Origin of the sequence: Desulfatiglans anilini DSM 4660 (assembly GCF_000422285.1) — a bacterium.
GTDB classification, from domain to species: domain Bacteria; phylum Desulfobacterota; class DSM-4660; order Desulfatiglandales; family Desulfatiglandaceae; genus Desulfatiglans; species Desulfatiglans anilini.
This window is the reverse complement of record NZ_AULM01000022.1, coordinates 13103-35321: the sequence shown is the minus strand read 5'-3', so window position 1 is coordinate 35321 and position 22219 is coordinate 13103. Positions and strand designations below refer to the sequence as shown.

Here is a 22219-nt window from a genome sequence, read left to right as displayed (position 1 = left end):
AAACAGTTACGGGACTGGAGACAGAGGGCACCCGGGTCAATCTTTATCGACGTTGTAGCAAAGCAGACCGCAGTCGAGGCACCGTTGGCTTTCCGCGAGCGCGGTTTCCTCTGTGAGCACCTGGTCCACCTCCACAAAGGATTGAACGCGCACGTCAACCGGCAATTCCTCCATTGTGCACCGGGGTTTGGGCTCGATACCCGGCACCGATTCGAAAATGGTTTTGTCGATCATTTTTCGACCCAGTTCCTGCTGGCCTGCATGCACCTCCTCCCCCATGACATACTGATGAATCGAACGCGCGGCCCTCCGCCCGCCCCCGATGGCCTCCACCACCAGCGAGGGCCCCGTTGCGGCGTCTCCCGCTGCGAAGATATAAGGAATGCTCGTCTGCGTGGTGTAGGGGTTCCCCTCGATCGTGCTCCAGCGTGTAGTCTTCAGCTGCGCCAGACGGTCCTCGGTTTTCTCCTTGAACCCGATGTCAGGCGCCTGGCCGATGGCCGTGATCACCATATCCGTTTTCAGAAGGGTCTCAGACCCTTCGACGGGGACGGGTCTTCGCCTCCCGCTGGCATCAGGCTCTCCAAGCTCCATCTTCAAGTACTCGAGATGCGTTACTTTACCGTTCTCATCCCCCACCACCCTGACCGGGGCGCATAGAAAAAGCATCTCGATCCCTTCGTGATCGGCAGCCTCGATTTCGATTTCGTTGGCCGGCATCTCCTTGCGTGTACGCCTGTAAACGAGATAGACTTTCTTGGCCCCTTTCCTCACCAGGGTCCGGGCGCAGTCGATGGCGGTATTCCCGCCCCCGATGACCGCCGCCGTCTCACCGATCTCCACGGGCGCACCCCCGGCCATGCGGCTCAGGAAATCGATCCCCGTGTAACATCCAATGAGATCCTCTCCCTCGACCCTCAACCTGGAATCCTTCCATGCCCCGATCCCCATAAATATGGCGTCATAACCGACGGCGACCAAGGAAGCCAAGCTGAAATCCAACCCGAAGGTCACGTTGGTGCGAACCTCGATCCCGAGATTGATGATGCCCTCTATCTCCCAATCGAGCACCTTCTTCGGGAGGCGGTACTCGGGGATGCCATAGCGCAGCATACCACCGAGCTTCGGCATCGCTTCGAAAATCGTCACCTCGTGTCCGAGGCGGGCCAGGAAATAGGCGCAGCTCAACCCTGCCGGCCCCCCACCGATCACCGCGATCCGGCGGTTCGTGGGCGGCGCCTTGCTGATGGGCAGGCGTTTTCCGGAATGCATCTCGTAGTCGGCCACAAAACGCTTCAGTTGATTGATCGAGACCGGTTCATCCTCGATGCCCCGCCGGCACTGATTCTCACAGGGGTGTGGACAGACCCGTCCGCAGGCGAGCAGCAGCGGGTTGCGCTCGCGGATGGTGTGGACGGCGCCCTCGTAGTCGCCTTCACGGATTTGATGGATATATCTCGAGATATTGATCTCCGCCGGGCAGGTCTGCCGGCACGGCGCCAGGCACTCATCCGACCGGTTGAAATGGAGCAGGCGCTCCGACATGGTCTTGACCCGGATGATGCCCTTGGGGCAAATCCTCTGGCAGGCACCGCACCCCACGCATTTCGATTGGTCTACAACGGGCAGGCCTTCCGGCCCCATGCTCAGCGCCCCGAACTGGCACGCCCTGACGCAGTCGCCATGCCCCAGGCACCCGATCTCGCACAGGCGCTTGCCTCCGTACAACATCGCCTCCGCGTGACAGGTGTTGACCCCCAAATAGAGGAATTTGTTGTCCGCGCGATCCCCACCGGTGCAGAAATTGAGGGCCCGCGCCGGCTCCGCGAGCCCCGCGTCGAGGCCCATGATGGCCGCCACCTTGCGGGCGGACTCCGGCCCACCCACGATACAGGCGCTTGCCGGCGCTTGTCCCGCTACGATGGCCACAGCCGCAGCCGTACACCCGGCATACCCGCAGCCCCCGCAGTTTGCTCCCGCCAGACATTCTTCCACCAACTCGATCCTGGGGTCCTGCTCGACATGAAAAACCCTTGATGCCAGGCTCAAGAGAAGGCCGCACATGGTGCCCAAACCCAGCATGACCAAAGCCCCTTGAATCATCTTGTCCGCTCCTTTTCCTTTGTTTACTCGATAGCCCCTCGTTCGTACGTTCCGCCCTCAGGAACCGTTCTGCCGGCCAAGAACTGGGCATAGAGTCCTCTCCATAAGAAGGCCCTCCTCGTCCGGGGGTCGATCTGCGGGCATCGCTGGTCTGTTTCAAAAATCGTTCATTATTCAGAGATAAGGGCGGGCAGGAAAGACAGACATTATCAAGATGAAGGACCGCCCCTATATTGTCGATGGATGACCCGATAAGTGATATCTGGGAGATTAAAGACCCGGGGGGTTTTTGTCAAGCGTCGCTTGGAACCCCGTCCGGCCGCAGAAGCGTAAGGCATCGGCGAGGTTATCCGGCCCATACTCGAACCCTCATTCAACCGCTTGCTTTCGCGCCATCCTTCTGCCTGGCAGAGAACAGAGGAATGAATGATTCCAATGCGTTGAAGAACAAATCCACGGGGCTCCCGGAAGGCCGCCGAGGAAAAAGGGGAAACACGGATTCATTCCCGGGAAGAGGTGAAAGGGACCGGTCGGAGGCCGGCCCATCGAGAACTTCCTTCAAGGCAGACCGTGCGCCTCCCTCCAGGGAGACGTGCACTCTCAAAGGAAAATCTTCCCAACGCCCGGCCTTCATCCGGGCAGATTCGGAAATACTCATCCAGCGTGCAGATTGACGCAGAGATCGGGCAAAAAGACCATTTCCGGACGGAAACTACCTCAGTTTGTGGTCCATCGCCCACTGACCCACTTCGATGGGGCTTTTCAGGACCGTCACCCCGGCGGCCTTCAAGGCATCCGCCTTTCCCTGGACAGTCCCGGCCGACCCCCGGACAATGGCCCCAGCATGTCCCATGCGTTTGCCCTGCGGAGAAAACCGGCCGGCGATATAGGCGGCGACAGGTTTGGTCATTTGGCCGGCGATATACTCCGCAGCCCTTTCTTCCTGCTCCCCACCGACCTCCCCAACGATAATGACCCCGTCCGTCTCCTTGTCTTCCTGGAAAAGCTTCAGAATGTCCGGCAGGTTCGTCAAGGCGACCGGGTCGGCCCCCATCCCGACCACCGTGCTCTGTCCGACCTCTTTTTGGGAGAGGATGCCGGCAAACTCATAGGAGAGCGTACCGCTGCGGGAGATGATCCCTACCCGTCCCGGAGAGAAAAGCGAAGCGGGCATAATTCCCATCTTGCCCTTGCCCGGGACGAGGATGCCCGGCGTCGTCGGCCCCAGGGCAAAGACCCCTTTCTCGCTGGCATAGGCCCGCATCCTCATGACGTCGTGCACCGGCACATGCTCCGGAACAACCACAATAAATTTTACGCCCGCATCAACGGTCTCATAAAAGGCATCCAGCACGAACGCAGCCGGAACGAAAAAAACAGAGGCGTTGGCTCCGGTTTTCTCGACAGCCTCCGCCACGCTGTCGAACACCGGCAGCCCCTCCACGGTGGACCCGCCTTTTCCCGGGGTGACACCGCCGACCACCGCCGTACCATATTCGAGCATCCAATAGGTCTGTACCTGCCCGATCTTGCCTGTAATCCCTTGAACAATCACCCGGGTGTCGCCGTCAAGTAAAATACTCATGAGATTCTACCTCTTCCCACTTTAAAAATACCCGTCAAAACATCGGTGGAGCCGTCCTCACGAATCGACGACCCGGAAAAACACGGGTCGCGCCCTTCCGCGGCCGCTGCCGGATATCACCACCAAACCCACCGGTCACTTCCCGGAGCCCACCAGTTCGTACAACCGCTCCACAGCCGCTTCGGAGGCAGGATCCGTCACCACGTGCACCCCTGCCGAGCGAAAGATTTCCCAGGTCTCCTCCTGATGATTCCCGAGCGCCTTCGCCACGATCGGAAGGCCAACCCTCTTTTCCTGGATATAACGCACGACTCCTTTGGCCCCTTCGTGGATCGGATTGATCCCGCCGTATATATTGATGAGAATACCGCGCAAACCGTCCTTCATCATCAGCAGTTCCATGCAGTTATAGAGCAGTTTGTCGGTGATCCCCCCGCCGGTTTCGAGAAAATTGGCCGGCCTCAGCCGCTCACCGATGATATCCATCGTGGCCATGCCCAGGCCCGCCCCCGAAGAAATCAGGCCGATATCTCCATCGAGGTCGACGTAGGTTACGCCGATTTCCTTGCCTTTGCGCTCCAGCGCATTCTCGATGCGGCCGATCAGGTTCGGAAGGGAGTAGCGCCGGATGCGTGAAAGGGCCGAGTTGTCGACCTCGAGAACGGCATCCACGGCCAGGACCCCGCCGTTGGCAAGCACCACGAGAGGATTGATCTCGACGATGACGGCCTCGAGCTGGGTAAAAATCTTGTAGAGCTGAACGATCACATCCGCGCAGGAGACGAGCAAACGCTGCGAAAGCCCCAGCCCCCGCAGAAGGGTCCTCGCCTGATAGGGATGAAAACCGAACTGCGGATCGACCTTAACGGAAGCCACCTTTTGGGGCGACTTGCGCGCCACTTCCTCTATTTTGACACCACCTTCCGTGCTCGCGACAATCACGGGAAGACCCGAAAATCCATCGATGGTAATCCCCAGATAGAGCTCCTTTTCAACCGCCGCCATTTCAGCGATCATGATCTTGCGAACGGCCAGACCTTTGACATCCATGTTCAGGATGTTGCCCGCGATCTCTTCCAGTTCATCTGGGGAATTTGCGACCTGAATCCCGCCCGCGAGGCCGCGGCCACCCACCAGGACCTGCGCCTTGACGATCACCGGATATCCGATGCCGTCGGCGATGCGCAAGGCCTCCTCGGTGGACTCCGCGACTCCTCTGCGCGGGACGGGGATGCCTTTCGACTCAAAGATCTCCGCGGCTTCGTATTCGAAAAGTCTCATGATTCTTTCCTTTGTCTGAATGCTCTGAGGTTTGTGTTTGCAACCCGCGCGATCGATCGCATCGCACGGGCTGTGGCAACTCCCAATAAAAAAGCTTGACAAAAAGCTTATATCTGTAATTAAACTTTTAATCAAGTTTTTAATTGAATCGGAAATCAAGAAATGAAACCCAACAGGACCTCAAGACGGGACGATCTACGGAAAGACCATGCCCAGATTGCCTACAGGGGCATCCGGCGCATGCTCTACCATAAGGAAATCGTCCCTGGTCAGAAGGTCGCCTGCGGTGATGTGGCCGAACAGCTCCACATGAGCCCTACGCCTGTCATCCAAGCCTTGAAATGGCTTGAATTCCAGGGTTTTGTGCGCCACGAACCCAATCGCGGCTACTTCATGGAGCCTTTCAGACTCGAGGAAATCGAAGAGATTTACGAATTGCGCGAATTGATCGAACCTTCGCTGATCCCGTCCGTCGTGAGGCACCTGGACGAGAACGGCGCGGAGAAGCTGCGGTCGGCCCTGGAGGCCCACCGCTCCGTGGATAAAGAGGCGTACCTGATTCAGGAGCGGCTTTTCAAGAACAGAGAGTTTCACCTGACGCTTGCCTCCCTTTCCCGCAAATCGACCCAGATCCGCATCCTCGGCAATATCTTCGATCTCCTTTTCCTGAAATACGGCGGCAACTATTTCTCTGTCGAACCTGCGGATCTAACCGATCAGGCCCACAAGAGAGCCTACGACTGCATCCTGGCTCGGGATGCAAAAGGGGCGCAGGAAGTCCTCTCGGCGCACATCACCAGCGCCAAGGAAAAGGTCCTTGCCGGGATTCGCAAATTCCTGGAGAAGCGGGAGGAACCCGAATTTTAAGAAATCCCCGGACCCGCCTGTCTTTTCTATTGAGGCTCGCGGCAGCGGCCGATGCTTTGCCAGCTTCAACAAAAAGCCTGCCGGTCATTCTTGCCGAGCCTCGGGAATGGGTTTTTCGCTCTGCCCGCCGGAAAGAATGCAGATGAAAAACCTCGACGACTGCAACAACGCTCAGGCGGAAAGGCTGTATATCGCCGGCGTTACATACTCTCTAAAGCCACCAAGGAGGAGTTACAATGGGTTTGAAAACGAAGGAAGAATACATCGAATCTCTGCGCCGGATGAACCCCACCGCATACATGTTCGGACAGAAACTCACCAATGTGGTGGACAACCCGCGGCTGCGGGCGGGGATCGAGGCCACCGCCGCCACCTATGAAGTCGCCGAACTGGACGATTTCAAAGACCTGGCGGTCACGCAGAGCCCGCTGATCAACGAACCGGTGAACCGGTTCACCCTGCCACCGTCCTCCATCGAAGACCTGGTCGCCCGGGTCAAGCTGAACCGCAAGCTCGGGGCCTATGTCGGCACCTGCCACCAGCGTTGCACCGGACTCGACTGCCTGTCGACCCTCTCGATCGTCACTTACGATATCGATCAGAAGTACGGCACGCACTACTACGACAACTTTGTCGAATTCCTGAAATACATGCAGAAAAACGACCTGACCGCCAATGCCGGTGTGACGGACGTCAAAGGCGACCGGTCCAAGGGCCCCAAAGACCAGGAAGACAAAGATATGTACGTTCACGTCGTCGAAAAACGGGACGACGGCATCGTGGTGCGCGGCGCCAAAGCTCACCAGACCGGGTCCCTTTCCTCGCACGAGATCATCGTGCTGCCCACCCGCGCCATGCGTAAAGGGGATGAGGACTATGCCCTGTCCTTCGCCGTGCCGGCGGACGCACCGGGACTCATCCATGTGGTGGGCCGTTCGAGCCTCGACATGCGGGAACTCGATGGCTGCGACATCGGCAACATCCGCTACTCCAAGTACTGCCCCACCCTGATCTTCAACGATGTGTTCGTCCCCTGGGAACGGGTCTTCATGTGCGGGGAGACGGAGTTCGCGGTGGAGATGGTCGTCCGCTTCTCCTCCTTCCACCGTCAGAGCCACGGCGGCTGCAAGTCCGGAAAAATCGACTGCATGATCGGAACGGCCTTGACGATGATGGAATATAATGGCACATCAAAGGCTGGACACCTCAAGCAGAAGGTCATCGACATGATCCACCGTGCCGAGACCCTATACGGCTGCTGTCTCGCCAGCTCCTACGAGGGGAAGCAGGAACCCTCCGGGACCTATTTCATCGACACGGTCCTGGCCAACGCCTCCAAGATCCACGAAGGCAAGGAGATGGCCGAGGCGATCCGGCTCATGGTGGATGTCTGCGGCGGCTTCGTGGCCGACATGCCTTCCGATCGCGATTTCGAGAACCCGGAGATCGGACCGCTGGTGAAAAAATACATGAAAGGGGCCGACGGCGTGCCGATCGATAACCGCATCAAGCTGTACCGGCTGGCGGAAAAGCTCGCCCTCGAAAGCGCCGACACCATTTCCGACATCCACGGTGGAGGATCGCCCGAGGCCCATCGGGTCACCATCTTCCGCGAAACGAACACCAATCGGAAAAAAGATGCCGCCAAACGCCTGGCGGGCATCGAGTCCTGACCCAGATCCATTTTCAGCCGTGAGCGCAGCCCTCGGTTCAAAACGGGCCGCGCTCCTGCGTTTCCGGGCATGGAACCGGGGGAGGTCTTGAAAATGGCTATCCCGAACCGGCAGGCTCTCCATCCAGGGATGCATGCGCTGGCCGAGGCCGACCGGGTCCGCTCTTTTTTCGGAGAAGGCTTGTATAACCGCTTGTGTCAGCAATGAAATCAGCCGGAGCGGGACTCACCGCAATGCGTTGGACCTGGGCACCTGAAGGGCGTGAGGCGGGACCCGCTCCGAAGCGGTGGGACCGGGTATGCGCAACCGGTGAAAAACCCTGGACCCGCTGCGACGAGATGATCGAGCATACACAGCCGGGGAGGCACCCGCGATTTCCCGGAAGGGCGGCCAGCGGCGGACGGCACTTGCAAACAGGAAAATGATCTGCGAGCACCATCGAATAAAGAACGTGCACAGTGAATCCGAGGCTGCCGAGGGACCGCATCGACTGGAAGGCGGGATGTCGAGCGCCATGTCAATACATCAGAGAAAGCGGATCGTTATCAAATCATGGAACATTCATATGACGTCTTGATCATCGGCGCAGGCGTGGTGGGCAACGCCATCGCGCGGGAGCTGTCCCGCTACGAGATGCGCGTCGCAGTGCTCGAAAAGGAACTGGACGTGGGCATGGGCACGAGCTCCCGCAACAGCGGGGTGCTCCACTCGGGCATTCACTACCAACCCGGCACCCTGCGCGCCCGCCTGAACGTGCGGGGCAACGCCCTGATGGGCCGGTTGTGCCGGGAGCTGAAGGTCAAGATCCAGTACATCGGCAAGCTCACCGTCGCCCAGGACGAAGAAGACATCCGCACGCTCCATGCCTTGAAAGAGCAGGGCGAAGCCAACGGGGTTCCGGGGCTCGAGATCCTCGGCGCAGCCGCCATGCAGGCGATCCAACCGGGCATAGGCGGCATCCGGGCGCTTCACTCACCGACCACCGGGATCATCTGCCCCTACGGCCTGACCATCGCCCTCGCCGACCATGCCAGAACGAACGGCGTCGACTTCCACCTCGGGCAGGAGGCGGACGCCGTCCGCCACAGCCCCGATGGATTCACCGTAACGACCACGGGAGGCGATACCTTCAAGGCCCGCGTCCTGATCAACGCCGCCGGCCTGTACGCCGACCGGATCTGCGCGCTGCTCGGCATCTCGGAATATCGCATCTACCCCTGCCGGGGTGAATACCTGATCCTCGACAAGCGCCTGCAGGGGAGCCTCTCGGTACTCGTCTACCCGGCCCCGCGAAAGGGGGGCGCCGGTCTGGGGATCCACCTCACGAACACCGTCGACGGGAATATCCTCATCGGCCCGAGCAACGAATACGTAGATGCGCCCGACGACTACGCCTGCACATCCGACATCATCGCCCAGCTCAAGAAGGAGGGGCACGAACTCCTCCCCGGGATCTCGACGGCGGACTTCATCCGCAGCTTTTCCGGCCTCCGGGCCAAACAGACCCCGCCGGAGATCAAGGGCTTCAAGGACTTCGTCATCGAAAGCCGCACCGATTTCCCGGGGTTCATCAATCTGGTCGGGATCGAAAGCCCCGGACTGACCTCCTCTCCGGCCATCGCCGAGATGGTGCGGGGGATGGTGGCGGAGAGGCTGCCCCTGGTGGAAAAGGCCGCGTTCATCGCAGAGCGCCCCGGCCGTGCGGAGCTGTTCCACGAGCTGCCGGCCGAGGAGAAGGCCGATCTGGTTGCGCAGGACCCGGATTACGGTGAAATCGTCTGCCGCTGCGAACAGATCACCAAGCGCGAGGTCCTGGAGGCCATCCAGAACCCCCTCGGTGCGCAAACGATCGCCGGGATCAAGTATCGTTCAAGGGCCATGATGGGGCGCTGCCAGGGGGGGTTCTGCCTCCCGCGGATCGTGCAGATCCTGGAAAAGGAATTCGGCTACCGGCCGGAGGATTATCTATTGTTCAGCAAAGACTCGCACCTCTTTTCAGGGCGTGTGCGTTAGGGACCGAACCACCATGCAAACGATAAAACGCGATCTGGTCGTCATCGGAGGAGGACCGGCAGGCCTCTCCGCCGCCATTGCCGCACGGGACAACGGGTGCAAAGACGTCCTGCTGATCGAACGGGACAGGATCCTCGGCGGCATTCTCAACCAATGCATCCACGACGGCTTCGGGCTGCACCGCTTCGGGGAGGCTCTGAGCGGTCCTGAGTACGCGCAGCGCTACATCGACCGATTCCATTCGCTCGGCATCGAGGCGATGCTCGGGACGATCGTCCTCGGCCTCGGCGCCAACCGTTCCCTCCAGGTCAGTTCGCGCGGCGGGTTCATGCAGATCGACGCCGGCGCCGTGGTCCTGGCCATGGGCTGCCGCGAAAGGACAGCCGGCGCCATTTCCCTTCCGGGCACCCGGCCAGCCGGGATCTATACGGCCGGCGCCGCCCAGAACCTGATCAACCTTCAGAACATCATGGTCGGCGAAAGGGCCGTCATTTTAGGCTCGGGCGACATCGGGCTCATCATGGCCCGGCGGTTGACCCTGGAGGGGGCCAAGGTCGAAGCGGTCTTCGAGGTTCTCCCTTACGCAAGCGGCCTACCCAGGAACATCCAGCAGTGCCTGAATGATTACGGCATACCCCTCTATCTCGGCACCTCGGTGATCGAGGTCCACGGAAAGGAGCGCCTCACGGGCGTGACCGTCGCGGAGATCGATCCATTGCGCCGCCCCGTCCCGGGCACTGAGCGCCTCGTCCCGTGCGACACCCTGCTTCTTTCGGTCGGCCTGATCCCCGAAAACGAGCTTTCGCGGAGCGCCTCGGTGATCATGGAAGACCGGACCAGCGGGGCGGCCGTGGACGACACGTTCATGACCAGTATCCCGGGGGTCTTCTCCTGCGGCAATGTCCTGCACGTCCACGATCTGGTCGACTGGGTCTCGGAGGAAGCCGCCCTCGCGGGCGCGTGCGCTGCAGCCTACGTCCAGGGTGAGGCCCGCGCTGCGGAGCCGCGGATCGCCATCAGCCCCGGACCCGGCGTCCGCTATGTGCTGCCGCAGACAGTGAGCGGGCGGAGGGATTTTACGTTGTCCCTGCGGGTCACGGAGCCTGCCAGGGAACAGGCCGTTTGGGTGCGGGCCGGGAAACGGAAGGTGGCGCGGAAGAAGCTCATGCGCCTCCACCCGGCTGAGATGATCCGCGTCAACATCAAGGCGGAAAAACTCCAAGACGCAAGAGAGTTGGAGGTTTCGGTGGAATGAAAACAAAACAGCTGACCTGCGTCATCTGCCCGAACGGCTGCGAACTGACCATTGCTTATGAAGAGACACCGGCTGTCGTCGTGAAGGAGGTCTCCGGACACACCTGCGATAAAGGTCTTGCCTGGGCGGAGCAGGAACTCCTCAACCCCGTCCGCACCATCGCGAGCAGCATCGCGGTCGAGAGCGGGGCCTTCCCCCTGGTCAGCGTGCGGACGGACAGCCCGATTCCGCTCGACCGCATCACCGGCGTCATGCAAGCGATCCGGGCCCTTCGGGTAACCGCGCCCGTCCGTATCGGGGATGTCCTGCTGCGGACGCCTGCTGGAACGGCCTGCAACATTGTCGCCACGCGGCATGTGGCGGAGGATCGACGCTCAAAATCGGCTTGGTAGATTGACCCTTCAAAAAACTTGACAAACCGAACCCCTTTGGATGATCATAAATATGATGTTTACTCTGGGCGGTATTCCCTTTCCTTGAACCTTCGAGGGATGGGGTGATTGGATTCCGGCCGAAGACGCGGTAAGCCAGCGCGCAGAAGCATCGCAACGCGAAAAAAGATCCGGGATGGATCGCAAGACGGCGAGCGGCACCAAAAGGTTCCTTTCGAGGTTGCGGGCCGCGGTCGTGAAGAGAAGAAGGTTATCGATGACTACATTGGATCGTCAATCCGGGCTGTTTTTTTATTTTAGGAGGTGGACTGTGCCCATGGGTTGACAGGTCTTGTCTGTTTTTCAAAACCGTGGGCACACCAGGTGCCCACGGTTTTTTTTTGGCCGTTGCGGCGGTGAATCTTCCGGGAAATTCCCGAACCGCCGTTCGAGATCGACGTAAAACCCTACACCGTCCTATTCGAGGTCCATCACTATGGAAGACCACCCCAAAGAGCACCCCGCGATCGCCGTGACACCCCACCTGTTTCAGCTTGGCATACCGGCCTTTCCGGTATACCTCTCCCTGGGCGACTCCGGAATGATCATCGAAGGGGGGACAGGCCCCACTTCGACCCTCATCGCAGAACAGATCCTTAGCCTCGGCATCGATCCGAACCGCATAGAATATGTCTTTTTGACCCACACCCATGCCGACCACATCGGGGCCGTGCCATATCTCAAACGGATCTGGCCGCATCTGAAACTCGTCGTCAGCGCTCCGGGCGCCGAGATCCTGAGCACCCCCGAATTGCAGCGGGAATTCATCCTGGTGGACCTCGGCATCGCCCAACTGCTGAAGGCCAAGGCGGAGCTTGCCGCCATGCCTCCGTCGCTCCGCGACTTCCGCTTCGAGGCGGACATCATCATCCGCGACGGAGACAGCATCGAACTCGGTCAAGGCGTCGTCTGGCAGGCGATCGCCACCCCCGGTCATTCCCCCTGCCACATGTCGCTTTACGAACAAAAAGAAAAAACGATCGCCCTCGGAGACGCCGCCGGATTCTACCTTCCCGAAAAGGACATCTTCTGGCCCAATTACTTCGTTTCCCTGGGGCAATACTGCGCAAGCCTCCGGAGGCTCGCGACCCTGCAGGCCGAACGGGTGATCCTCAGCCACAACGGCGTTGTGAACGGCGGGGCCGGTCGATTCATTGCAAAGGCCATTGCGGCGGCCGAAGAATACCACACGGAGATGGTGAACCGCCTCGCCGCCGGGGAGAGTGCAGGGGCGCTCGCCCTCGATAAAGCGCGCTTCGTGAGTAGTCTGACGGACATTCAGCCCTTCAAGGTGATGTACGACCTCTCCCGCCTGATGATCATACGGTCCAGGGAAGTGGCCTCCGGGCCCTCCCCCTGCCGCCCGGGGGCCGCTGCGGAAGAAGCGATTCCCGAACCCCGGCGCGATGCGGATTCAAGCCCCGCAGAACACCGGCAGATATCCCCCCTTCGCCTGCCTATCGGCGAAAAAACCCTCAGCGCCTCCGAACGTCTGAGCCTCGTGGCGTTGATCGACGAAGGCATGCGCCGCGGGCTTCCGGACGCCCCGATCGTGGCCGATCTCTTCAATGACCTCTGGGACCTCGTGGACGCCACCGTCGCCGGCAGCCGGATAAGCCGCCAACGGCCGGGAGATTCCGAGAACGGCTTCCATCAACTCGAGATCAAAGCGGAAACCGGCGAAAGCCTGGGGCGCCTCAACATGCTCTACCTCAAGAAACCCGCCCCCTGCTACTACCTGGTCTACGTGGAGGTCGCCGCCCCCTTTCGCCGGAAGGGGCTGGGAAATCGCATTCTCGAACACTTCGGGGCTTTTCTGACCGGGAAATCCGCCCTGGGGATCCTCGACAACATCATCCCCAATCAGGACCCGACCTACGATATCTATCTGAAGCAAGCCTGGAAACCCGTCACGGACATCGTCGGGGAGACGGCCCTGGAAAAGGACTCGAATTACATGGTCTTCATCCCGCCGGCCTTCAAAGAACACGATCTGAAGCCGGCGCTCCTGAAGCTCCTCTATCACCTCAACCGGAAGCGCGCCGTCATCGACGCACGGGACAACGAGGTCATGGTGCGGCGCACCCTGGAGGAGTTCCAAACTCTTTATCGGACCCTGTGCACGTATTTCGGGGCGGAGATCGATGCGAGGCAGTCATCCGTTTACATGCGGTTCATGTTCACCCGCTTCGTCACGAAATTCATCGCCTTCAGACGCCGCATCGGTTCACTCATCGGCTACACGGGCGGCGAGTCCGCCGGACAGATCAACCTGGCACCGGAGATCGCGAACCTTCAGATCAAGAGCTACGCCCCGCGCGAACTCGCGGACAAGAGCCCTGTCTGCGCGGGCCGGCTCGCCCTGCTCTCGCGCCTCCCGTCCGATCTGACCCACGACCCGGCCCGCGCAATCGAGGCCCTGCCGAACTACCGGCGGCCGAGCTTCATGGCCTGGCTCGAGGAGCGCGGCAAGTCCTACACGGACCCCCTGACGCTCGGCGATCTCATGGACCTCGGGTTCGACCCGACCCGGTTGAAAGAAATCGCCATCGACAATGAACCCTATATCATCGAACGGGTTCAGGCGCGCCAGATCGAGGGGCTGCAGAAGAAAAACGAACTGCTGGAACGGATCGGAGCATCCTTCAAGGACGTCAAGATCAAGGGCGCCTGGCTGAAGGTCAACCCGATCCTCTTCATCATCCGGGACCGCGGCAACGGCTACGTCCTCCGCCGTCAGATCGAAGCCATCCACTGGGATGAGGCACTGGCGGAGCTGCAGAGCAACTCGAAGCTCAAGGCCGTCAACGCCGCTTCACGGCTCGACCAGGTCCTGGTCGCCACGGTGAGACAGGCCCTCGCCGCGATCGCGGACCATCTGGGGCTCGAAAAGGATGCCATCACCGACCAGCTGGTGCCTTTCGTCTCCTGGAACCTGAAAAGCAATCAACCGAGGATCATGCTGGATTTTACAGCTTCTTATCTGGAGGGCATCTGGATAGCGTAGTTGCCACCCGGTCTCGGGGACAACGTGCCGTTACGGACGAGAATGTGGAGGAAGGGAGTAGTTGCCGCCCGGTCGCGGGGAAAATCCCTGACGGTCTGCATGCAATCAGCCTGGACGACCGACGTTCTCATCGGAAAGCGGCCATTTCCCGCACAGGAAGGCTACAGCATTTCCCTCGGCTGCCCGGTGGAGGACAGGACCGTGCTCCAGAAGCGGCCGTCAGGGTTGATCTTTTTTCTGCTGGAAGTGGCCATCCGGAGCGGTACATGCGTAAACTCGCCTTTCCATGTGCCAACGAGCATGTTCGTGCGGCCCGACATCCCCGCATGGACCGCGTGGTGGCCCAGCAGAAGACAGAAGGCGGAATCCCGCGGATTGGCTGGAAGGCTCCGGATGGTGTAGCTGGGATCGATGTACTTCAGATTCACCTCGACGCCTAGGCCCCTGAAGTGGTCGTTGATCTTCTCTTTCAGGAAAAGCCCGATGTCGTTGAACCGCACGTTGCCCGATGCATCCCGCTCCCCCGTGGCCTGCATGAGTTCCTGCCCCGCCCCTTCACCGACCACGATCACCGCATGCGCCCGCCGTTCGATACGCTCCTCGAGAGAGCGCAGGAAGCCGTGCAGCGTAAACGGGACCTCCGGGACCAGGCAGTAGTTGACGTCGCTGCTCGCGATCGTCGCCCAGGCAGCGATAAAACCGGACTCACGCCCCATCAGCTTCACGAGCCCGATCCCGTTCCGGGCGCCTGTCGCCTCCGTGTTGGCGGAATCGATCGCGATCCGCGCCTCCGACACGGCCGTGTCGAAACCGAAGGAGGCCTGGACATAGGAGATATCATTGTCGATGGTCTTGGGAACACCGATGACGGCGATCTTCAGCCCTCTTCGTTCGATCTCCTCGGCGATGGCCATGCCGCCCCTCAGGGTGCCGTCCCCGCCGATGGTAAAGAGGATCCCGATGTTCATGCGCTCGAGATTGTCGACCATCTCGGAAACGTCCTGAGGCCCCCGGGACGATGCCAGGATCGACCCTCCCATCTTGTGGATGTTCTTGACCCCCTCCGGGGTCAGTTCGAGCGGCACATGGTGATAGCGATAGCTCAACCCCTCGAAGCCGTAGCGGAAACCGAAAACGGTCTGCACGCCGTAGTGGTAGAAGAGACCAAGGACGATGGCGCGGATGACATCATTCAGCCCCGGACAGAGGCCCCCGCAGGTGACGATCCCGCACTTGAGCTTCCACGGGTCGAAATAGATCTTCTCACGCGGCCCAGCCAGTTCGAACTGCGGCGGATCGAAACCGGCTTCCACGCAGTCCAGGATATCGCGCGCATCCCGGTGAAAAGCGACATGCTGCTCGTCTTTGACGAACTGGGTATTCGCCATCGGGGAAGGCATGGCACCCTCCCCGAGCTTCTGGATCGTGAAGTCCAATTCTGTGTTCGTCATCCAGCCCTCCCCGCATTGAAGACCCTCTTCGAACGATGCCGAATTTCACTCGTTCATCCGAACCCGGCACGAGTATAGCACCGCCCCGCCCCTTTGGAAAGAACGATGACATGGCCGCTTCGCACGCCGCCGTCTTCAGCATTTGACAGCCGGCCGCGGACCCTTTAGAATCCATTGTCCTTGCAGACTGAAATCACCAGCGCCCGCAAAGGGGTAAGAGCGATGGAACCATACAGGACGCGTGCAGGTTCACGCTTCCCTTTTGGAATGCAATATTCGGAGGAGGGCACGAACTTCTCGTTTCCCTGCCGGTATGCTCACGCCGTAGAACTGCTTCTTTTCGAAAACGCCCTCAGCCGGGCGCCTTTTCAGGTCATTCAACTCGATCCGCAGATCAACCGGACCTATTTCACCTGGCATGTCTTCGTCGAGGCCCTACCGGCAGGCACCGCCTACACCTGGCGCGCGGACGGCCCGAGCAACCCGTCCGCCACCGGGCTGCGTTTCGACGGCGGGAAATCCCTTGTCGACCCTTGGGCCGTCGCGGTATCGGACGCCCTGTGGGACCGGCAGCGCGCCTCCGCCCCCGGAGACAACACCGCCACGGCCATGCGCGGCATCGTAGTCGATGTGGCGGACTACGACTGGGAGGGTGACGAACCCCTGAACCACAGCCTTGAAAAGGCGGTCATCTATGAAGCTCATGTGGGAGGATTCACCCGCCACCCCTCATCGGAGGTGAAGCAGCCGGGTACCTTTGCGGGCCTCGTGGAGCAGATCCCTTATCTCAAAGCGCTTGGAGTGACGGATGTAGAACTGATGCCGGTGATGGCCTTCGACGAACAGGACATCCCCGAGGGCCCCCGTGAGCGCGGTCTCCACAACTTCTGGGGATACAGCCCGCATTCCTTTTATTCGCCCCACCCCGGGTACTGCACCGCACCGCACCTAGGATCCCATCTGAAGGACTTCCGGGACATGGTCAAGGCGCTTCACCAGGCCGAGATCGGCGTCATCATGGATGTGGTCTTCAACCACACCGCCGAGGGCGGTGCGGACGGCCCCATGATCAACTTCAAGGGCTTCTGGAACAACGCCTTCTATCATCTCGACCGCAGCGACCGCAGCGTCTACCGAGACTACACGGGCTGCGGCAACACCATCAACTGCAACCACCCGCTCGTATCGCTCTTTCTGATTCGATGCCTGGAATATTGGGTCGAAGAAATGCACGTCGACGGGTTTCGGTTCGATCTGGCGAGCGTATTCACCAGGGGGGAGGACGGACAGGTCATGCGCAACGCCCCGTTCGTCTGGGGCGTCGAATTCTCCCAGGTCCTCAACCAGACCAGGATCATCGCCGAGGCATGGGATGCCGGCGGCCTCTATCAAGTCGGCGCCTTTCCCGGGCTGCGCATGGCCGAATGGAACGGCCGTTACCGGGATGTCATCCGGCGGTTCGTACGGGGGGACGGCGGCCTCATCGGCGAAGTCGCCACCCGCGTCTCCGGCAGCAGCGACCTCTACGAACCGAGGGACCGGCTTCCCATCAACAGCATCAATTTCATCACCTGCCATGACGGTTTCACCCTCCAGGACCTGGTCAGCTACAACTGGAAGCACAACGAGGCCAACGGAGAAGCCAACCGGGACGGGACCGAGGAGAACCTCAGCTGGAACTGCGGCTGCGAGGGCGACACCAGGGATCTGGCCATCCTCTCCCTCCGCAGACGTCAGACGCGCAATTTCGCGGCGATCCTCCTTTTGAGTCAAGGCGTCCCGATGCTCCTTGCCGGCGACGAGGTCCTCCGTTCCCAGCAGGGAAACAACAACGCCTATTGCCAGGACAACCCCATCGGCTGGCTCGACTGGCAGCTCACCCGCACGAACGAAGACATGCTGCGATTCGTCCGCGAGATGATCGTTTTCCGCAAACGCCACCCCGCCCTCATGCGCAGGCGCTTCCTGACCGGCGCCCCGGCCGGGCCGGAAGATCTCCCCGACATCACCTGGCACGGGCCGGACGGGAGCGACCCGTCCTGGAACGATCCCGAGGGCCGTTTCCTGGCCTTCACCCTCGCCGGCATGACGCCCGAAGAAGAGCCGGTGCACGTCATCTGCAACATGTCGGCCCGCTCGCTGCGCGTCCCGCTTCCCGCCCTGGCTGGAAAAACCTGGTTCCTGGCCGTCGACACCTCGCGGCGCCCACCCGAAGACATCACCGAAAAGGACCTTCAGCAGCCTGTGCCTCACCCTGAGGCGACCCTGGTCCTCACCCACAGCGTCCTGATCTGCGAGGCCAAGGGGCCGGCCCGAACAACATCCATTTGAATAACCCCAGGCAGGCAGAAAGCCGACACACTCCTGGAATCTCTTGGATGTTTGGTTTCTTTCTCAACCCGGCGGCTTGATTGCTCCCCGTCCTATCCCGTGTCGGAAAGGGGTTGCAGCGTGATTCCTATGGATTGCAAAAAACGTCGGACGGAGGCCGATGCGCCGTCCTCAGGGCAGCGCCGCATGGACACTCTCCGCAACCTGGCGCAGGTTCGCCATCCAGTCGCCTGCGAGCGGATCGGCGACGACCAGCTTCCCGCCGATCGCCTCCGCTATCACCTGGGCACTGCGGGTAGAGAACTGGGGCTGGACAAACAAGGCGGTGATCTTTTCTTCCCGGGCATGGTCGATCAATTGCGAGAGCTCGGAAGGTTTGGGCTCCTTCCCCTCGACCTCCACAGGAATCTGCCGGAGGCCGTAAGCCTCCCCGAAGTAACCCCATGCCGGGTGAAACACCAGGAATGCCCCCCCTTCCCCTTTGTCAGCGAAGAGATGTCGAATCTCGGCATCGAGATCGATCAGGTCGAGGATCAACCGCTTGTAGTTCGCTTCAAAATCCGTCCTTCCAGAAGGGTCTTCCCGGATCAGGGCCTCTAGGATATGGCGTGCCTGGAGCATGACAAGCGGCGGTGAAAGCCAGACGTGGGGATCCCTGCCGGCCTCGGACGAATGGCCGGCCTCGGGCTTTTCATCCGCGTGACGATGACCTTCCATCGAACGCTTTTCGATGCCCCGATCGGTGCGCACGATCTGCATCCCGGGGTTCATCGAAGCAAACCGCCCGAGCCACGTACCCTCGAACGGGACCCCCGTAGCAAAATAAACCCGGGTCCCGGCGAGCATAACCATCTGATTCGGCTTAGGTTCATAGGTGGCCGGATTCGCGCCGGGTTTGACCATGGCATGCACCTCCACCCGCTCGCCCCCGATCCTCTTTACAAAATAGCCCTGTGGAATGACGCTTACGAAGACCCTCAGCGGCTCAGCGGCAAGAACCGGCGACCGGTCCGCTGCATAAGACAGAAGTAGAACCAGAACCAGGATCATCCCCGCCCACGTCGACATCCTCATCGTCCGACCTCCTAAAGTCCAAGATCCAAATGCGTCCAACCCGCCGCTTCTCATTCGAGCGCGAGTCCACCGCCCCTGTTGCGGCGGAATACGGCGGCCGATCCGTCCGCAGGACATTGTGGCACAACCCGGATGAGGACGCAAACATCGGCCGGCAGGGTGCGTGAACCGTGCCGCGATCCTTATCCCTGCTCCCCCTATTTCTGCATCGTTCTGATCTGACGTGAGCCCTGCAGCGGGCGAAATCCCCGCCGGCACGATCCTGCCTCCCAGATTCAACCCAAAGGTTGGACCCCTTGAACCGCAGGCGTCCTCAGGGGTCCCGGCACGCCCGGCCCGGTCTCCGTTCATGGAGACCTCGCCTGTTCGCCGCATCCTGCAGGATTTCTCAGCCCCCGCATGCGATCTTTCTTCGTCGACCTTTAAGGGGAGAAGATTTCATCCAAACGGCAGCCTCTCTAAAATGCACGCTGCCTTTTTCTCTTCGGATGAACCCTCAAAATGGCTTGACGTTTGAAGGTCGATCCATTATGACACATCCGTAGCATTGCGGCAGCCGAAGCTGCCGGCCTTTCGTTCCCGGCCCGGACTTGGATGTCCGTGGCTTGAAAGGCGCCTTCCCGTCCGCGTTTATGGCTGCGGATAGGTGCAGTCCATCTCGATCGGAATCTGACCACGAAGGTCTTTTCCGCCCCCTGGGGGTGGAATGCCTTCGTGTTTTTTTTTGGCACCTGCGCCTTGATCGAGAGGGGATGATCCTGATTCTTTCGGCGGCAGCGGCGGCCAAATCGATCCGATCCGGTGGAGCCGGATCTCTTGGCTCCTTTTGCCAACCGTCCAGCAACGCTGCAGCGGCCCAAGCGATCGATTGTTTCGAAGCCGGGGCGGAGGGTCCGGGCCCCGAGGCGGCACACGGATAGTTCATCCTCTGCTGGGGCCGGCCGCATGCCTTTTGGAATCTGCTGCATGCTTGTCAAGAAACGAATGAGAAAATCCACGGCGGGAGGCCATCACCCCATAACAGCAATTCGAGGAAGGATAATACCCATGCATGAAAAACACCCTCGGAAAGATTTCTGCACAAAAACGACACCCTTTGTCTGGCTCGCCCTGATCTTCGGGATATCGGCCTATGCAGCCCCGCTTCTGGCGGCCGACGTCAGGCAGGGCAAGGAACTTCACCAGCTCGACGCCGTCGTCGTGTCGGCGACCCGGAGTGAAATCCCGGTCTTCGACGCACCGCAGGACGTCTCCGTCATCACCGCCGAAGAGATCATGGCTTCGCCTTTCGAAAGGGTCGAGGACATCGTGCGCAGCGTCCCGGGCGTCTCCAATTTCCGCCATTACGGACTTCAAACCAACGGGATCGTGAGCCCGCTCATCATGCGGGGCGTAGGCAAAAACCGGGTCCTGCTGCTGGTCGACGGCGTCCCGCAGAACGACAACTTCAACAATGCCATCGCCTGGGTGGCCTGGGGGCATATCCCGAAGGAAACCATCGAACGGATCGAGATCGTCCGCGGACCCACTTCAGCGCTCTACGGCTCGGAAGGTCTGGGCGGCGTGATCCACATCATCACCCGGAAACCATCCGCCAAGCGGCAATCCTCGATCAGCGGGCAGGCCGGTACAGCCGACACCTACGCAGGATCGGTCTTTCACAGCCAGAAATGGGACGATCTCGGTCTGATGCTCGCCGGCGGCTACGAAGACAGTGACGGCTTTCTCATGACCGATCGGGTGGAAAGCTACACCATCGATCGCTATCGCGAGGCAGGGAAAGTCTTCGGCAAAGCGACCTACGACCTCAGTCCCGAATCGGAGGCGACCTTTTCCGCCCTCTACTACGATCATGAAATGGGGAAGGGGCGGGAATTCTTCTATGACGAACTCCAACTGGATCAGTACTCGGCGACCTACTCCCGCCAAACGGGCGGATTGGGCCTGAAGGGACTGGTCTATCTCAATCACGCGGACAAAACCGCCTACCAGGACACCGCAAAAGATAACTACACCTCCCTTTACCGGGTGGAAAACATGCCTTCCACCTACACTTGGGGAGCCGATCTTCAAACCACTCTGCCGGTCCTCGGTTGGGCCGACTTGACGCTGGGCGCCGCCTACAAAGAAGCCTCCTGGAAATACGACGAAGACTATCCAGAAATGACGAGGGACGCCGGGGCGGAGGGTACCCAGCGCTTCGTATCCCCCTTTGGCAATTTGAATCTTCACCTTATCGAAAAGCGCCTGCTCGTGAGCTTGGGCGCGCGCTACGACTGGATCGAGACCTCGGACGGCGCCAACTGGGACACCAAACCGGACGGCGGCATCAAATCTTATCGGAACGCCTATCCGACCCAGGACGAAGGCAACTTTTCGCCCAAAATCGGCGTGGCTTTCCACCCGGATGCGAAGACCACCCTGCGGGCCTCCGGAGGGAAAGGCTTTCGGGCCCCGAGCCTCTTCGAGCTGTACAAGGTTCACGTCCGGGGAGGCGGAACCTACTACCGGACCGCCAACCCGGACCTGAAACCGGAGGAGATCTGGTCGTATGACTTCGGCGGGGAGCGCTTCCTTTCGGATACGGTCTGGGCGAAGGCCACCTTTTATCAATCCTTCGCCAACGACTATATCGGAGACCGTTTGACCGGATCCTATGTCAAAAACGGCAAGACCTATTACGAATACCAGCTCGACAACATCAGCAAGGTCGACATCTACGGGTTCGAGACCGAACTGCAGTGGTATCCCCTGGACAATCTCACCGTGTTCGGGAATTACAGCTACACGGTATCGCAGATCGAAGAAGACCAGGAAAACAAAAGCCTGGAGGGCAACCACCTCCCGAACGATCCGAAGCACAGCGTTCACATCGGATTGAACTTCAACCACCCCCGCTTCGCAACGGTCACCCTGCTCGGCAACTATTACGCCGACATCTATTACGACAATGAGAACACCCTCGAAACGGAAGATTACTGGACGGTTGACCTCGGGGTGTCCCGCAGATTCCTGAACCGTTTTACCGTCTTCCTGAACGTGGAAAATCTCTTCGATAAGGAGTATCCTATCTTTTTGTCCGCCTCCGAAGGCAACACCATCGCCCCCGGGGCCATTGTCACCGGCGGCTTCAAACTCGAATTCTAAT

General features: G+C 60.2%; 13 protein-coding genes. 8 read left to right on the top strand and 5 right to left on the bottom strand.

What is annotated here, in order from left to right; translation table 11 throughout:
* Positions 1 to 36: 36 nt before the first annotated feature.
* The 3 genes from H567_RS0114370 to H567_RS0114355 all read right to left on the bottom strand — a co-directional run bounded on the left by H567_RS0114370 (position 37) and on the right by H567_RS0114355 (position 4969).
* A complete protein-coding gene (locus H567_RS0114370; protein WP_028321935.1) occupies positions 37 to 2103 on the bottom strand; it encodes an FAD-dependent oxidoreductase in 2067 nt (688 codons plus the stop codon).
* A 712-nt stretch (positions 2104 to 2815) separates the two neighbouring features.
* Positions 2816 to 3688 carry a succinate--CoA ligase subunit alpha gene (gene sucD / locus H567_RS0114360; RefSeq protein ID WP_028321933.1) on the bottom strand — a complete coding sequence of 291 codons (873 nt, stop codon included), beginning with the start codon at positions 3686 to 3688 and terminating at the stop codon, positions 2816 to 2818.
* Positions 3689 to 3823: 135 nt separating this feature from the next.
* Positions 3824 to 4969 (bottom strand): succinate--CoA ligase subunit beta, encoded by a 1146-nt coding sequence (locus tag H567_RS0114355; protein WP_028321932.1) that lies wholly within the window; start codon positions 4967 to 4969, stop codon positions 3824 to 3826.
* A 162-nt stretch (positions 4970 to 5131) separates the two neighbouring features.
* Here H567_RS0114355 and H567_RS0114350 point away from each other — a divergent pair, with 162 nt between their 5' ends.
* From H567_RS0114350 to H567_RS0114325, 6 genes are all read left to right on the top strand, one after another.
* Complete coding sequence (locus H567_RS0114350) at positions 5132 to 5836, top strand: GntR family transcriptional regulator (RefSeq protein WP_028321931.1); 705 nt, start codon at positions 5132 to 5134, stop codon at positions 5834 to 5836.
* Positions 5837 to 6072: 236 nt separating this feature from the next.
* Complete coding sequence (locus tag H567_RS0114345) at positions 6073 to 7509, top strand: 4-hydroxyphenylacetate 3-hydroxylase N-terminal domain-containing protein (protein WP_028321930.1); 1437 nt, start codon at positions 6073 to 6075, stop codon at positions 7507 to 7509.
* 552 nt (positions 7510 to 8061) lie between these two features.
* The gene (locus H567_RS0114340; RefSeq protein ID WP_028321929.1) at positions 8062 to 9522 is read left to right on the top strand and encodes an NAD(P)/FAD-dependent oxidoreductase; all 1461 of its coding nucleotides are present in this window, start codon (positions 8062 to 8064) and stop codon (positions 9520 to 9522) included.
* A 13-nt stretch (positions 9523 to 9535) separates the two neighbouring features.
* Positions 9536 to 10777, top strand: a complete 1242-nt coding sequence (locus H567_RS0114335; RefSeq protein WP_028321928.1) for an NAD(P)/FAD-dependent oxidoreductase — start codon at positions 9536 to 9538, stop codon at positions 10775 to 10777.
* The gene (locus H567_RS0114330; RefSeq protein ID WP_028321927.1) at positions 10774 to 11169 is read left to right on the top strand and encodes a DUF1667 domain-containing protein; all 396 of its coding nucleotides are present in this window, start codon (positions 10774 to 10776) and stop codon (positions 11167 to 11169) included. The genes H567_RS0114335 and H567_RS0114330 overlap by 4 nt, the downstream gene beginning before the upstream one ends.
* Before the next feature lie 475 nt (positions 11170 to 11644).
* Positions 11645 to 14215: an MBL fold metallo-hydrolase gene (locus H567_RS0114325; RefSeq protein ID WP_028321926.1), complete on the top strand. Its 2571-nt coding sequence runs from the start codon at positions 11645 to 11647 to the stop codon at positions 14213 to 14215.
* Between the two features lie 161 nt (positions 14216 to 14376).
* Here H567_RS0114325 and H567_RS0114320 read toward each other — a convergent pair whose 3' ends face one another.
* Positions 14377 to 15666, bottom strand: coding sequence for an ATP-dependent 6-phosphofructokinase (locus tag H567_RS0114320; protein WP_028321925.1), 1290 nt, complete (start codon positions 15664 to 15666; stop codon positions 14377 to 14379).
* Positions 15667 to 15888: 222 nt separating this feature from the next.
* Between H567_RS0114320 and glgX the strand changes: the two genes are divergently transcribed.
* Positions 15889 to 17997 (top strand): glycogen debranching protein GlgX, encoded by a 2109-nt coding sequence (gene glgX / locus H567_RS0114315; RefSeq protein ID WP_028321924.1) that lies wholly within the window; start codon positions 15889 to 15891, stop codon positions 17995 to 17997.
* 171 nt (positions 17998 to 18168) lie between these two features.
* Here the strand turns inward: glgX and H567_RS0114310 are convergent, their stop codons facing one another.
* A complete protein-coding gene (locus H567_RS0114310) occupies positions 18169 to 19071 on the bottom strand; it encodes a metal ABC transporter solute-binding protein, Zn/Mn family (RefSeq protein ID WP_028321923.1) in 903 nt (300 codons plus the stop codon).
* 1047 nt (positions 19072 to 20118) lie between these two features.
* Between H567_RS0114310 and H567_RS25080 the strand changes: the two genes are divergently transcribed.
* Complete coding sequence (locus H567_RS25080; RefSeq protein ID WP_035254561.1) at positions 20119 to 22218, top strand: TonB-dependent receptor plug domain-containing protein; 2100 nt, start codon at positions 20119 to 20121, stop codon at positions 22216 to 22218.
* Position 22219: the final 1 nt, after the last annotated feature.

Coding starts and splice junctions, on each gene's coding strand:
- H567_RS0114370 (WP_028321935.1), bottom strand. CDS start 2,103: ATGATTCAAGGGGCTTTGGTCATGCTGGGTTTGGGCACCATGTGCGGC.
- sucD (WP_028321933.1), bottom strand. CDS start 3,688: ATGAGTATTTTACTTGACGGCGACACCCGGGTGATTGTTCAAGGGATT.
- H567_RS0114355 (WP_028321932.1), bottom strand. CDS start 4,969: ATGAGACTTTTCGAATACGAAGCCGCGGAGATCTTTGAGTCGAAAGGC.
- H567_RS0114350 (WP_028321931.1), top strand. CDS start 5,132: ATGAAACCCAACAGGACCTCAAGACGGGACGATCTACGGAAAGACCAT.
- H567_RS0114345 (WP_028321930.1), top strand. CDS start 6,073: ATGGGTTTGAAAACGAAGGAAGAATACATCGAATCTCTGCGCCGGATG.
- H567_RS0114340 (WP_028321929.1), top strand. CDS start 8,062: ATGGAACATTCATATGACGTCTTGATCATCGGCGCAGGCGTGGTGGGC.
- H567_RS0114335 (WP_028321928.1), top strand. CDS start 9,536: ATGCAAACGATAAAACGCGATCTGGTCGTCATCGGAGGAGGACCGGCA.
- H567_RS0114330 (WP_028321927.1), top strand. CDS start 10,774: ATGAAAACAAAACAGCTGACCTGCGTCATCTGCCCGAACGGCTGCGAA.
- H567_RS0114325 (WP_028321926.1), top strand. CDS start 11,645: ATGGAAGACCACCCCAAAGAGCACCCCGCGATCGCCGTGACACCCCAC.
- H567_RS0114320 (WP_028321925.1), bottom strand. CDS start 15,666: ATGACGAACACAGAATTGGACTTCACGATCCAGAAGCTCGGGGAGGGT.
- glgX (WP_028321924.1), top strand. CDS start 15,889: ATGGAACCATACAGGACGCGTGCAGGTTCACGCTTCCCTTTTGGAATG.
- H567_RS0114310 (WP_028321923.1), bottom strand. CDS start 19,071: ATGAGGATGTCGACGTGGGCGGGGATGATCCTGGTTCTGGTTCTACTT.
- H567_RS25080 (WP_035254561.1), top strand. CDS start 20,119: ATGCATGAAAAACACCCTCGGAAAGATTTCTGCACAAAAACGACACCC.